Genomic DNA, 13,088 nt, shown 5'->3' with positions numbered 1-13,088 from the left:
GACCCACCTACGACTGTTAAATTTTTTGATGCGAGTAGTGGCTATTATTTGACTTTGAGATAAGGAAATTCTTCCAGGATAATTCGCACTACCTCATCGAGCATTTGCTTCGATTTGATAATTAGGATTACAGTATCATCGCCTGCAATCGTTCCTAAAATTCCTGACTCAGCGGCCGTTTCCAGAGAAAATGACACATATTTTCTGTCAATAAATGAACCTAGGCTGCTGGCACTACCGGGATGTGTATGCAAAACGATCAAGCCAAACTCTGAAATCTGCATGTTAAGAACGAGTGGCAAGCTCGGCATATTGAAATCGACAACTCGATAAACACCCGCAACCTTAGCAATTTTTAATTTTTTTAAGCGCCGCGATAAGGTTGCTTGCGGAATATCGTAACCGCGTTCTTTCAACTTGTTTTGCAAATCAATTTGCTCTGGGATTTCCTGAGTTTGCACAATACTCAAAATATGCCCATCCAGAACATTGTCATAAGACATAGAATTTCCTCAAAATGAATATAAAACCATTTTTCCTTAATTATATTCATTTCTTGTTGACATAACAATCCAAAAACAATATAGTCACAGAATGGATAAAAAATGGATATATAATCATCATGAAAAAATTTATTCTTTTGACAACAATAAGCTTATCCCTTTTATTAGCAGGGTGCGGATCAAGAAAAGAAGACGACAGCATTCATTTTGCTACCTCGGCAGAATATCCACCTTTTGAATATCAAGAAAATGGTAAATTGAAGGGGTTTGATATCGAACTCGCTCAATTAATTGCTAAACATCTCGGCAAAAAAGCCGTTTTCGACAATATGCAATTTTCTAGTATTCTCCCGTCGCTCTCTTCCGGGCAGTCTGATCTAGCGATATCGACGATTACAATCACCGCGGACCGAGAGAAAAATTTCGATTTTTCAACACCCTATTATTTTGAAGGGATGGCTGCTGTCTTCAAGAAAAACTCTCCTATTGCAGATCCTTTGCAACTAACAGGGAAAAAAATAGCAGCTCAACTTGGGAGTACTATGGAAATTTGGCTCAAAAAACACGCTGCCAATGAAGAACTTATGATGATGGATAATAACAATCAAGCCATTGAAGCCTTAAAAGCTGGTCATGTGGATGTGGTGTTAATGGATGGCGCTCAGGGTGCTATTTTCAGCCAAAAAAATCAGGGACTTTCCTACGCCATTATCGCCAAAGCTGAAGACGGGTATGGCATTGCGCTTCCAAAAGAATCCTTACTGACGGCAAGAATTAATCGAATTTTAAATACGCTTAAAGAAACAGGTGAGCTTGCCAAACTGCAGAAAACTTGGTTGGAGGGGACACAATGGAAGAGCTAAGTCAAAATCTCCTCTTCATTGGTCAGGGTACCGTTCTCACTTTAGAACTGATGGCCGGTGGCATGTTGATTGGCATGCTGCTTGGAACAATCTTGGCTGTACTGCGATATAACGGTTTTGCTCAGGGATTAATTAATCGATTTATTTCAGTCATGAGAGGCACGCCACTCATTTTACAACTCAGTTTTGTGTATTTTGCTTTGCCGGCTTTAATAGGCCTTAAAGCTAATATTCTAGTTGCTGGAATTCTCACATTCGGACTTAACAGTTCGGCCTACATTGCTGAAATTCTGCGATCAGGTATAGACAATTTGCCTAAAGGACAATTTGAAGCAGCTAAGACACTGCACATTCCTAGTTTCTATTTATGGAAAGACATTATTCTGCCGCAGGTGATAAAAAACATTTTGCCAGCATTGATGAATGAAATGATCGCGCTGCTTAAAGAAACCGCTTTAATTTCGACGATTGGCGGAATGGATCTGATGCGAAAAGCTCAGTCTGTTGCTGCCGAACAATTTACCTATTTTTTACCACTTTGCATTGCCGGTTGTTACTACTATGGTCTTGTTTTATTGATAGAACAGTTGGGCAAAAAAATTGAACAAGGAGGCAAGCATGTTGCAGGTTAATGGGGTCTCTAAACAGTTCGCGGCGATGCCGGTATTAAATCAAGTCAGTTTCACCATCGAAACGCAGACTGTTGTCGGCCTCGCAGGTCCTTCCGGCGGGGGGAAATCAACCCTACTTCGATGCATTCAAGGCCTAGAGTCCTTAGACTCTGGTGAAATTAATTGCGCAGGAAAAATGGGGTTTATGTTTCAAGATTTCCAACTTTTTCCTCACATGACTGTGCTGCAAAACTTAATTTACGCCCCCAAATTGCAGAATAAAGCCGTCAACCATGAAGAATCTGCTCTGCAATTGTTAACTAGTCTTGGGATAGCGGAAAAAGCAAAGGCCTATCCTGAGCAGCTTTCTGGTGGCCAAAAGCAGCGCGTCGCGTTGGCCAGAAGTTTGATGATGCAACCAAAGGTATTGCTCTGCGATGAACCCACTTCAGGTTTGGATTTAGCAACCATTGAAGACGTCATTCATTTATTGAACTCCATCAAATCGATGGGTGTGACGATGATCATCGCCTCACACGATCTCGATTTTCTCAGCAAAATGGCAGACCGAATTGTTGTCCTTAAAGGCGGACAACTCGTTGCGGATGTTAAACCAACCGAATTGGCCCATCCCGTTCATGATTTAAAAAAATACTACCAGGAGTAAAAAATGACAGAATCCATCAAAAAAATCGCCTTAGCCTATTCCGGCGGACTCGATACCTCCGTGATGATCCCTTGGCTTAAGGAAAATCATCAACAAGCAGAAATTATCGCTGTCATTTGTGATCTTGGCCAAAATGAAGATCTGACCGCGATTAAAGAGAAAGCGATCAAAAGCGGCGCGGCCAAGGCCTATGTAGTTAATGTTCAAGAAGAATTCGTTAGCCATTATCTTTGGCAATTGGTTAAAGCGGGGGCGCTGTACGAAAATCAATACATTTTGGGCACTATTTCTCGACCATTGATTGCGCAAAAACTGGTGGAAATTGCTTTGCAAGAAAAAGCTGACGCGGTCGCTCATGGCGCAACAGGCAAAGGAAATGATCAGGTACGTTTTGAATATACCGTTAAGGCACTAGCGCCTCAACTCAAAATTATTGCACCTTGGCGAACCTGGGAAATTAAATCAAGGCAACAAGCCATCGACTATGCGAAAGCGCATGGCATTGAAGTACCAGTAACGCCTAAATCACCTTATTCGCGAGATCATAATATTTGGTATATTTCTCATGAAGGCGGCGTTTTGGAGGATCCCAGCCAAGAAAAACCAGACGATTTGCTATTAATGACTAACAGTATCGAGCAAACCCCTGATAAGCCCGAGCTTGTCTCTATTCACTTTGAAAAAGGAGTCCCGGTTGCTTTAAATAATCAAGCCCTGAATCCCATCGAATTACTGACTGAACTCAACAAAATAGCCGGGAAACATGGTATTGGAGTAGCTGATATTGTAGAAAATCGCCTAGTAGGGATGAAAATTAGAGGAGTTTATGAAGCCCCTGCTGCGGCAGTGCTTTATAACGCTCATCAAATGCTAGAAAGCCTTTGCCTTGATAGAGCGACGCTTCATTTGAAACAATCTCTACAAGCTAGCTATGCCAACCTAGTGTACGAAGGTCGATGGTTTTCACAAACCAAAGACGCGCTCGACGCCTTGATTGAAGTCACTCAGCAACACATCACAGGCACGGTTAAATTAAAACTTTTCAAAGGCAATATGATTGCCTGCGGGATGGAGTCACCTTATAGCCTGCATAATCCTGCGTTGGCAACTTTCGAAGAAGATAGTGTTTATAATCAACAAGATGCCGAAGGATTTATTAATTTATTTTCCTTATCTGCCAAGGTTTACGGCATGGTCCATAAGGAGAAATCAGCATGAGTCATAAAACCTGGGGCGGACGATTCAAAAAACCGCTTGATTCCAGAGTGGTAAGATTTAATGCCTCTCTTGCATTTGATTATGTTCTTTATGCTCATGATATTGCAGGCAGCAAGGTCCATGCGCAAATGCTGGCACGACAAGGGTTAATTGAGACGGAAGAAGCTCAAGCAATTACTAGCGCGCTCGCTGAAATTAGTCATGAAATTGCGCAGGGTCAGCATCCCTTGGATGAAACTTGCGAAGATATTCACATGTTTATTGAGCATTTACTCATTCAAAAAATCGGTGATGTCGGTAAAAAATTACACACTGGACGAAGTCGAAACGATCAGGTCGCCCTTGATCTGAGACTTTACACACGGGATGCCTCTGAGAAAATAGCTAGTTTACTGCTGGAACTAACTCAGACTTTAGAACACCTAGCCAGCAAGCATGCTAATGATTTGATGCCGGGCTACACTCATTTACAGCAAGCACAGCCTGTGCAATTAGGGCAATTTTTTGCGGCCTATCTTTCCATGTTTCAACGTGATTTGAGCCGACTAAAGGACTGGCAAGCACGGATGAATTTTTCGCCACTGGGAGCTGGTGCATTGGCCGGTTCTAATTTGCCTTTGGATAGAGAATGGGTCGCTAAAACCCTGGGTTTTAGTGGCGTCATTGAGAACACATTGGATGCTGTGAGTGATCGTGATTTTATTATCGAGCTTTGCTCAGCTGCCTCAATTCTGATGGTGCATCTTTCTCGTTTGGCCGAAGATTTAATTCTGTGGGCCACGCAGGAATTTTCCTTCGTTACTCTTGATGATGCCTTTGCTACTGGTTCATCGCTGATGCCCAATAAGAAAAATCCCGATGTGCTCGAACTTATTCGCGGTAAAACTGCCCGAGTATTTGGCCATTTAGTTGGCATATTAACAGTAATGAAAGCCCTGCCTCTTGCTTATAACAAAGACATGCAGGAAGACAAAGAAGGGTTATTCGATACAGTTAATACTCTACTTGGTTGCTTGGAAGTGATTTCTCCCTTCTTGCAAAGCTTGCAGTTCAATACTGGTTTGATGAAAGAAAAAGCGCAGGGGGGGTATTTGGATGCAACAGCGGTTTTGGAATCGCTGGTGCTACAAGGCGTTCCATTCCGAGATGCTCATCATCAAGTGGGTTCTTGGGTTAGCCAAGCGTTTGAAAAGGGCTGCTCGCTCTCAGAGATTATGAAGGAGAACAAGTCATGGCTTTCCTGATGCTCGCGGATGGTACGATTTTTAGAGGGGAAGCGATCGGTACGCCTTCTTATGCCCTTGGCGAGATGGTTTTTAATACCTCACATACCGGTTATCAAGAAATTTTAACCGACCCTTCTTATCATGGTCAGATTATCAATTTTACAATGCCGCATATTGGCAATGTAGGCGTCAATCAAGAGGATAATGAATCGGAAAAAATACATGCGACTGGCGCCCTGTTTCGCGATTTTTCGACTCATTTTAGTAATTGGCGTGCCGAAGATAGCTTGCAAAATTTCTTGGTAAATCATCAGATTGCCACTTTATCGGGAATTGATACGCGCGCATTAACTCTGCATTTACGAGAAAAAGGCAGCCAAACCGGTTGTATTGTGACTACTGACACCATCACTCCTGAAAAAGCGCTTTATTTGGCACAGCATCATCTAAGCAGGAGTTTAGCTGCCTTGGTTTCCACGAAGGAACCTTATCTTTATCAGGATCCAGAAAATAGCAGCAGTGCGCATGTGGTAGTGGTTGACTGTGGGGTGAAAAAGGGGATTTTAAAGACACTAGCGCAATACCCTATCAAAATTTCCGTGGCTCCCGAATCAATTAGCATGAAGGAGCTGAATGCCTTCGCACCCGATGGGGTCCTGCTTTCTAATGGCCCTGGTGATCCTGTGCATTGTGAATCAGTAATTCAATTAACCAATCAACTTTTGCAGCGGCAAATCCCCATTTTTGGTATTTGTCTCGGGCATCAAATTTTAGCCCTTGCTGCTGGGGCTAAAACCAAGAAAATGAAATTTGGCCATCGTGGTGCGAATCATCCGATTAAATGTTGCAAAACAGGTAGCGTATTTATTAGTTCGCAAAATCATGGTTTTGTCGTCGATGAAACCTCCTTGCCAAGCGATTTAGAAATCACTCATATTTCTTTATTTGATGGCACCATTGCCGGACTTAGGCACCGCCAAGCACCTGCGTTTTCATTCCAAGGGCATCCAGAAGCAAATCCAGGACCCAATGAACTTATGGTCTTATTTAAACAGTTCATCAATGAGGTGCAACATGCCCAAAAACACTAAAATTAAAAGCATTTTGGTCATCGGCTCCGGTCCCATCAATATTGGGCAAGCTTGTGAATTTGATTATTCCGGTACTCAGGCATTAAAAGCTCTGCGTGAGGAAGGTTATCGAGTGATTCTCGTTAATTCAAATCCAGCGACCATCATGACGGATCCGGAATTGGCAGATGCCACTTACATTGAACCGATAACTAGCGACTATGTCAGCGCCATAATTGATATAGAACGCCCCGATGCGCTGGTTGCGACTTTAGGCGGCCAAACCTCGTTAAATTGTGCTTTAGAGCTTCATCGAAAAGGCATTTTAGCGAAATATGAGGTCGAGCTGATTGGCGCTTCGATTGAAGCGATTAGACTTGCCGAAGATAGGACGCTGTTTCATCAAAAGATGATTGAGATTGGTTTAGATGTCCCTAAAAGTCAGACCGCAAAATCAATCGAATCCGCAATACAGATTATGCAAAACTTGGGTCTGCCTTTGATGATTCGTTCTTCATTCTCCCTGGGCGGCTCAGGTGCCGCTCTGGTACACAGCAAAGACGAAGCACTCGCTATTTTTAAGCAGGCTTTTGCTCAGGCGGGTGACTCAGAAATTACAATTGATGAAGCACTCATTGGCTGGAAAGAATTTGAACTCGAAGTAGTACGCGATACGAATGACAATTGCATCGTGGTTTGCGGCGTAGAAAATGTCGACCCTCTCGGCATTCATACTGGCGATTCGATTACCGTCGCACCTATCCAAACTTTGACCGATGATGAATATCAAGCGATGCGAGATGCTGCCTTTGCTGTGCTTCGAGCAGTAGGGGTGGAAACAGGTGGCAGCAATGTACAATTTGCTATTAATCCACGGACGGGGCGAATGGTGGTGATTGAAATGAATCCACGGGTTTCTCGATCCTCTGCCTTGGTGTCGAAGGCAACCGGTTTTCCTATCGCAAAAATTGCCGCCAAACTCGCAGTTGGCTATACCCTTGATGAGTTGCGAAATGAGATCACTGCCGATGCTTTACCCGCTTCTTTTGAGCCTAGTATTGATTATACCGTCGTGAAAATTCCACGTTTTCATGATGAAAAATTTAATGCTCAAGGCTTAGCGCGAGGCCCGCAAATGCGTTCTGTCGGCGAAGTAATGGCGATAGGTTCAACTTTTGCTGAAAGTTTACAAAATGCCATTTTAAGTCTTGAAATTAACGCTTCCGGTCTGAACGCCATAGATGCGATAAGCGAATTAGATGATGAAGCATTAAGCTTAGAATTAAAGCGCCATACGGCTAAACATCTTTGGTGCGTCGCTGAAAGTTTTCGTCGTGGATTTTCTGTCGAAGAGATCCATGCCGCTTGTTTTATCGACCCATGGTTCTTGCAGCAAATAAAATCGCTGGTTGATCTGGAGCAAACTCTGCAGAGCAAAACGCTGAGTGACCTTGATCAATCAACAGTTTTAAAATTAAAAAAACAAGGCTTTTCCGATCAGCGCATCGCCCAACTGACTCAAAGCACCGAAGCGGCGGTACGCCAATATCGACAACAACTGACGATTCATCCGGTTTATAAATGTGTCGACAGTTGTGCGGGGGAGTTTAAAACCGAAACGGCTTATTTATATAGCACTTATCAGGACTATTGTGAGTCAAAGCGAAGTGATAAAGCAAAAATCATGATCCTTGGCAGCGGACCTAATCGCATCGGTCAGGGCATTGAATTTGACTATGTCTGCGTGAAAGCGATTCAAGCTTTTGCTGCGGCAGGCTTTGAAACGATTATGGTAAATTGCAATCCTGAAACGGTATCCACTGATTATGATGTGGCGTCTAAACTCTATTTTGTGCCCCTCACTTATGAGAAAGTGCTGGATTTGATCGAAAAAGAGCAGCCTCAGGCCATTGCTTTGCAATTCGGTGGTCAGACCCCTTTAAATTTACTTGACGCACTTCATCAAGCCGGTGTTCCTCTTTTAGGTTTAACCAGCGAGATCGTCAATATCACCGAAGATCGTGATCTCTTCAGTGCCCTCGTTCAGCGCTTAAATTTAAAACAGCCTAAAAATCGAGCGATCAACCACTTAGAAGAACTGGATTCAGCCCTCAAAGAGCTCCAATTTCCCTTAATCATTCGCCCTTCTTTTGTACTCGGAGGACGGGGAATGGAAATCGTGAGCGATAAAGAAATTCTCAAAGAAAAACTCAGCGAACTTTTTAAAATAACCACTCATGCGGTTTTACTTGAAGAATTTCTCGCAGGCGCAATCGAAGTCGATGTGGATGCGGTGTCCGATGGTGAAGATCTGTTTATTCCAACTGTTCTCGAACACATTGAAGCAGCCGGCGTTCACTCAGGGGACTCTGCTTGCATCACGCCGCCTTATCGTCTTTCTCCCGCAATGATTAATCTCATTCATCAACAAACAAAAAAACTGGCACGTGCTCTCAACCTGAAAGGGCTTATGAATGTGCAGTATGCGGTGAAAGATTCTGAGGTATTTTTGATTGAGGTTAATCCAAGGGCGTCAAGAACGACTCCTTTTATTTGTAAAGCGACGGGAATACCTCTTGTTGAAATCGCCGTAAAATGCCTACTTGGTCATTCTCTCAAAGAACAACACTGCTTAAGTCCTATTCATTTACCTTATTATTGTGTGAAGGAAGCTGTTCTGCCTTTTCGTAAATTTCAAACTTCCTCGCCCATACTTAGTCCAGAAATGAAAGGAACTGGTGAAGTCATGGGGATAGGACAGACTCCTTATGAAGCTTATTTGAAAGCGCAAATTGCAGCTGGGCATGATTTTAGTCTTGGTCAATCCAGGCAAGTTTTAGTTTCAGGACTAGCTGCCGATGATGAATTACTGATTACATTAAAACAAGCCGGCTTCACCGTGGTGAATCAGCTTGAAGCGGGTACGCCTGATGTTGTCATCGCAATTGATGGTGCGAGAGAGAATTTATCTTACGCCTTACAACATAATCTTCCCTATATCTCTACGCGTGAAGCGGCAGTGATGGTGGTGCGCAGCTTAATTAATCATGCCTATCCAATGCTTAGTACACAAAAGCTGGATTGCTTGCAAACACTCTATCAACAAATTAAACATCCGAGCAAAACTCGTCATGTTTTGACTGGTTTGGAGTTAACTGTCAAAGAAATCAAAATTATTCTTAAATTGGCAGCTAAATTAAAACAAAATCCTGAAAAATTTAGTCATTTATTGGTCAATAAAAATTTAGCCCTGATTTTCGAAAAACCTTCTTTTCGCACGCGACTCAGTTTTACCCGTGCGATACAGAGTTTGGGTGGAACAGTGATAGAAAGTGTAAGTAGCACTAGAAAATCAGAGGAGCCACGTGATTTGATTCGCGTATTAAATGGCTATTGTGATGCTGTCATGATAAGAACTCACGAAGACGAGGTCTTAGAAGAAATGGCTCGGTACGCAACAGTTCCTATAATTAATGGCTTATCGGCACTCTATCATCCCTGCCAAATTCTTGCGGATCTTCTTACGTTGCAAGAATATTTTGGTCAATTGGAAGGGTTGACCCTGGCTTATATTGGTGATGGTAATAATATTTTACATACTCTTTTAGCCTTAGCGCCGCAATTAGGGATAAAAATCAATTATTGTTGTCCGCCAACTCATCAACCCAACGCGAAACTGCTTAATCATTCTTTGAATCAATTCGAGCAAATGATAGACAGTCATGCAACACCAAAAGCTGCGGTCCATGATGCACACGCTGTTTATACTGATGTATGGACAAGCATGGGATTTGAACATCAGCGTTCGGAAGAACTTTTTGCCGGCTTGCAAGTCAATGAAGCGCTCATGGCCCAGGCCAAACCAGAAGCAATCTTCATGCATTGCATGCCGATGGAGCGAGGAAAAGAAGTGTCGCTTACTTTGCCAGACGAGCCTGCATCGGCAATTTTTGCACAAAGTGAAAATAGATTGCATGTACAAAAAGCGCTGTTAGTTTTTTTACTTGGGCGCGCAGAACTAGGGGAGTAGTTATTGTTGCATAATTAAATATCGCGCAAATTCAGTAAGTTGGGCTAAGGCCCAACTCAACTTCTATTTTTTGGAATCGTCTCCAGAACCTTTTATAAGAGTACTCAGCCAAACTCTTTTTACACAACCTTCCTTTAATGCTAGCTTTACTTCTTCTAAAAATAAATCCGGACCTTCAGCGTAATAAATCGTCTCACTTCGGTTTGGATCATTTTCTTTCCCTGAAACCACATTATCGCTTGTTGCTTTAAAAGCCAAATGACCATAAGCAAACAGATTGATGTTATCGGGGATAAACGCAAGACCGGGGATGGCACAGGCCTCATCATCTGGACAAGGGGGATCGCCGCACATCTCTTTGATTTTATTAATTAATCCACGATAGAAGTCTTCACAATAGTTTAAATCAATTCCAAAAATATGGATATCAGGCATACCGTGTGCGTGACAGCCAAACAGATATTTTTTCATTATTTCAGAACTTTTATTAAAATTGAGAAATAAAACATCATTATCTGAATACAATCCTTCTCGCTGAACAACTTTCATGAGTCTTAAGATATCGGTTGCGTAGACTATGTCCCGAATACTTTGTGTTTCAGCCACTCTTTGCATGACTTTTTTTGCAAAACAAATGAGGAAGTCATCATCAAAGGTTTCAGTTAAACAGTCTTCAATGATTTTTATTTTAATTCCATATTTCTTTAATTGCTCAATCTTAAGCTCTTCTTTGTTCGCACAGGCTTGGTTAACAAAAAAGGTCAAACAATCCCTAGGTCTCACCTTCCGTTGAAAGATCAAGCGATTAACTACTTTTTGCGGAAGAAATCCATTGGGATGTATCCATATTTTTGAATGTTTCGTCAAGTTAATAGGCATATCTCTTCCACGCTAATGTCGTTTTAACTCTCGACTTTGATAAAACATCCTCTGTAATATTAGACCATCAACGGAGTTGTTGCATTGAAGCAACGGTTATATTTAAACAGTTAAAGAGGGAAAATCATGGCTACACGAAAAGAATCAGTTTTTACCAGCCCCACCGTTTTTTTTACTCCCGTCTCACAAAATTTATTGGTTTTAGAAAAAGCAACTTTAAAATCTTTTATCGATGCGATACCTGATTTTGCCGACATGTTAACAGAACTAAAAAAGAAAGGCTTCTTCAAAGACAAAGAATTAAAAGAATACACTATGTTGGATTTTATCGCTGAAAGTTTTGGCACCAATTCCCCTGACATGGATATTTCCGCCGCGCAATTATTAGTAAAAGAATTATCGGACACCAAAATCCTTTTAACTAGGGTGCCAGAAACAGAAGAAACAGAGGAGAAGGAAAACTGTGAAGCAGCAGAATCAGAGACTATAACCCAAGAACAACTAGGTTTATTGGCTCCATTTGTGAGAGAAATTAATTGCTATATCGATCTGCTCTATGATGTTTTAAATAACAATTTAGCGCAAAAACCCTATGAAAAAACCGAAGATCAAGAAAATGTGACCGAACTGCAACATGCCTTACAAGCCGCTAGAATTAGCTTTATTTTGCAAATGTCTTTATCTGATATTCTAGCCTTGCTCTTTCACGATATTGCCCGCCCTTCGGTCAATGATGCCGAACATGGTCATGAAAATCATTGTAAGGAAGGAAGTACGATTCTTGATCCGCTTGGATTGGATATCGACTATTCAGGCTATCATGCTTTTGCCAAATATTTACTTTATACGTTCTGTCCGCCCTATCACGGCTTAATTTCTCAAACTTCAGTTTATACTTTAGGATTTCAAGATAAAGATTGGTCCGCCCAAATTGCGGGATTAAATGAGCTAGATTCCTTATCCTTGGCCAAGTCACTATTCAAAATCATGCTGATGCGGCTCATCGATGATATGAGCAAAGTGCCAGAGTCTCAATTAAAAAATTCCTATGATGAAAGCCCATCCCGATATTTCGATGAGTCGCAGATTAAAAAAATGCTCAGAAAGCAAATTCTAACGCATCTAAACCAACAAGCGACCCCTAGTAGCAATCGTGAAGCGACGATTCAGGAAGTGCAAGGAAAACTTGAAGCAGCCACTTTATTATTGTTACGAGCAAAAGATTTTTCGATGAATGAAAGGTTATATAAGCAATATGCGGATGTTGTAGACCCTCTATTGGAGGTTTTGGAAGCACAGAAACAATCTCAACAGCAAACCCCTGGCAGCTAAGGTGTTGTTGTAGGATTGGAGCATGGCCCAACAAATTCATTTTGATAGAGACGATATCCTCAAGACAGTGGCTAGGATGCAACCTTCAATTGAAATCAGAGCGTAAGAATAGGATCTCACGAAGTTTTGATTTCATTCTTGCGCAGAGTCTGTTAGTATTTTTTTCGCAAAAATATAACTGGAGAAAGAAATTATGGCCATTATTAATGGTAGTCGTTCTAATAAGAAAGAAAAAATTAAAGCTGAGATAAGCATCGATATTCTAAAGCAAATTGAACAATATTGCGCTTGGGCAAAGATTGATGACGTCGGTTTTTTTATTGAAGAAGCTGCTTATTTTGTCTTCGCTAAAGATAAAGAGTGGAAACAACACCAAAAATCTGCCAAGAGAGCCGCTAAAGAAATCGCTTAAAGAATCATCCACGCTGTGAAATACCTGCTGAATTTTCCCGCTATTATTATTGTATGCAGAAATCTGGCTGTATTAGCACAGCGTTGTTCAAAAATATGAAAATTGCAAAACGGATTTTCGCTTGAAATCTTTTTTCGTCTCATGCAAAAAAATGGGCATCTGTCAGTCTCTGTTAAACCATTTTCCTTCGTTTTAGACTCAAATACGCATTCAAAACAAACCCTATTTACCATTTTCCAAAAACAAAATTAAACTAAAAAATAAAAAATAATTAGGC

The 13,088-nt window shown here is 41.6% G+C and carries 11 protein-coding genes; 9 read left to right on the top strand and 2 right to left on the bottom strand.

Annotated elements, in window-relative coordinates:
- Window positions 1–44 precede the first annotated feature (44 nt).
- Window positions 45–503 (bottom strand): arginine repressor, encoded by a 459-nt coding sequence (locus Ldro_RS04545; protein ID WP_058495236.1) that lies wholly within the window; start codon window positions 501–503, stop codon window positions 45–47.
- A 119-nt stretch (window positions 504–622) separates the two neighbouring features.
- Between Ldro_RS04545 and Ldro_RS04540 the strand changes: the two genes are divergently transcribed.
- From Ldro_RS04540 to carB, 7 genes are read left to right on the top strand one after another with little or no spacing between them, the layout of a single operon-like run.
- Complete coding sequence (locus Ldro_RS04540) at window positions 623–1,366, top strand: ABC transporter substrate-binding protein (RefSeq protein WP_058495235.1); 744 nt, start codon at window positions 623–625, stop codon at window positions 1,364–1,366.
- A complete protein-coding gene (locus tag Ldro_RS04535; RefSeq protein WP_058495234.1) occupies window positions 1,354–1,998 on the top strand; it encodes an amino acid ABC transporter permease in 645 nt (214 codons plus the stop codon). The genes Ldro_RS04540 and Ldro_RS04535 overlap by 13 nt, the downstream gene beginning before the upstream one ends.
- The gene (locus Ldro_RS04530; RefSeq protein WP_058495233.1) at window positions 1,985–2,644 is read left to right on the top strand and encodes an amino acid ABC transporter ATP-binding protein; all 660 of its coding nucleotides are present in this window, start codon (window positions 1,985–1,987) and stop codon (window positions 2,642–2,644) included. Before Ldro_RS04535 ends, Ldro_RS04530 begins: the two co-directional genes overlap by 14 nt.
- Before the next feature lie 3 nt (window positions 2,645–2,647).
- Window positions 2,648–3,862, top strand: a complete 1,215-nt coding sequence (locus Ldro_RS04525; RefSeq protein ID WP_058495232.1) for an argininosuccinate synthase — start codon at window positions 2,648–2,650, stop codon at window positions 3,860–3,862.
- Complete coding sequence (gene argH, locus Ldro_RS04520) at window positions 3,859–5,106, top strand: argininosuccinate lyase (RefSeq protein WP_058495231.1); 1,248 nt, start codon at window positions 3,859–3,861, stop codon at window positions 5,104–5,106. The genes Ldro_RS04525 and argH overlap by 4 nt, the downstream gene beginning before the upstream one ends.
- Complete coding sequence (gene carA, locus Ldro_RS04515) at window positions 5,094–6,179, top strand: glutamine-hydrolyzing carbamoyl-phosphate synthase small subunit (RefSeq protein WP_058495230.1); 1,086 nt, start codon at window positions 5,094–5,096, stop codon at window positions 6,177–6,179. Before argH ends, carA begins: the two co-directional genes overlap by 13 nt.
- Entirely contained in the window at window positions 6,163–10,188 is a 4,026-nt protein-coding gene (gene carB / locus Ldro_RS04510; RefSeq protein ID WP_065235901.1) for a carbamoyl-phosphate synthase large subunit, read from the top strand. The genes carA and carB overlap by 17 nt, the downstream gene beginning before the upstream one ends.
- Window positions 10,189–10,251: 63 nt before the next feature.
- Here carB and Ldro_RS04505 read toward each other — a convergent pair whose 3' ends face one another.
- Window positions 10,252–11,067, bottom strand: coding sequence for a hypothetical protein (locus Ldro_RS04505; RefSeq protein ID WP_058495229.1), 816 nt, complete (start codon window positions 11,065–11,067; stop codon window positions 10,252–10,254).
- 126 nt (window positions 11,068–11,193) lie between these two features.
- Here Ldro_RS04505 and Ldro_RS04500 point away from each other — a divergent pair, with 126 nt between their 5' ends.
- Window positions 11,194–12,399: a hypothetical protein gene (locus tag Ldro_RS04500; protein ID WP_058495228.1), complete on the top strand. Its 1,206-nt coding sequence runs from the start codon at window positions 11,194–11,196 to the stop codon at window positions 12,397–12,399.
- Between the two features lie 193 nt (window positions 12,400–12,592).
- A complete protein-coding gene (locus Ldro_RS04495; RefSeq protein ID WP_058495227.1) occupies window positions 12,593–12,811 on the top strand; it encodes a hypothetical protein in 219 nt (72 codons plus the stop codon).
- Window positions 12,812–13,088 lie beyond the last annotated feature (277 nt).

Origin of the sequence: Legionella drozanskii LLAP-1 (assembly GCF_001467585.1) — a bacterium.
Lineage (GTDB): Bacteria > Pseudomonadota > Gammaproteobacteria > Legionellales > Legionellaceae > Tatlockia > Tatlockia drozanskii.
The sequence above is the reverse complement of the archived record's forward strand: the minus strand, read 5'-3'. Positions and strand labels throughout refer to the sequence as shown.

What these genes read in the sequence shown, in the direction of transcription:
- carB (WP_065235901.1), top strand. Translation starts at nt 6,163, where the DNA reads ATGCCCAAAAACACTAAAATTAAAAGCATTTTGGTCATCGGCTCCGGT.
- Ldro_RS04505 (WP_058495229.1), bottom strand. Translation starts at nt 11,067, where the DNA reads ATGCCTATTAACTTGACGAAACATTCAAAAATATGGATACATCCCAAT.
- argH (WP_058495231.1), top strand. Translation starts at nt 3,859, where the DNA reads ATGAGTCATAAAACCTGGGGCGGACGATTCAAAAAACCGCTTGATTCC.
- Ldro_RS04495 (WP_058495227.1), top strand. Translation starts at nt 12,593, where the DNA reads ATGGCCATTATTAATGGTAGTCGTTCTAATAAGAAAGAAAAAATTAAA.
- Ldro_RS04535 (WP_058495234.1), top strand. Translation starts at nt 1,354, where the DNA reads ATGGAAGAGCTAAGTCAAAATCTCCTCTTCATTGGTCAGGGTACCGTT.
- Ldro_RS04525 (WP_058495232.1), top strand. Translation starts at nt 2,648, where the DNA reads ATGACAGAATCCATCAAAAAAATCGCCTTAGCCTATTCCGGCGGACTC.
- Ldro_RS04530 (WP_058495233.1), top strand. Translation starts at nt 1,985, where the DNA reads ATGTTGCAGGTTAATGGGGTCTCTAAACAGTTCGCGGCGATGCCGGTA.
- Ldro_RS04540 (WP_058495235.1), top strand. Translation starts at nt 623, where the DNA reads ATGAAAAAATTTATTCTTTTGACAACAATAAGCTTATCCCTTTTATTA.
- Ldro_RS04545 (WP_058495236.1), bottom strand. Translation starts at nt 503, where the DNA reads ATGTCTTATGACAATGTTCTGGATGGGCATATTTTGAGTATTGTGCAA.
- Ldro_RS04500 (WP_058495228.1), top strand. Translation starts at nt 11,194, where the DNA reads ATGGCTACACGAAAAGAATCAGTTTTTACCAGCCCCACCGTTTTTTTT.
- carA (WP_058495230.1), top strand. Translation starts at nt 5,094, where the DNA reads ATGGCTTTCCTGATGCTCGCGGATGGTACGATTTTTAGAGGGGAAGCG.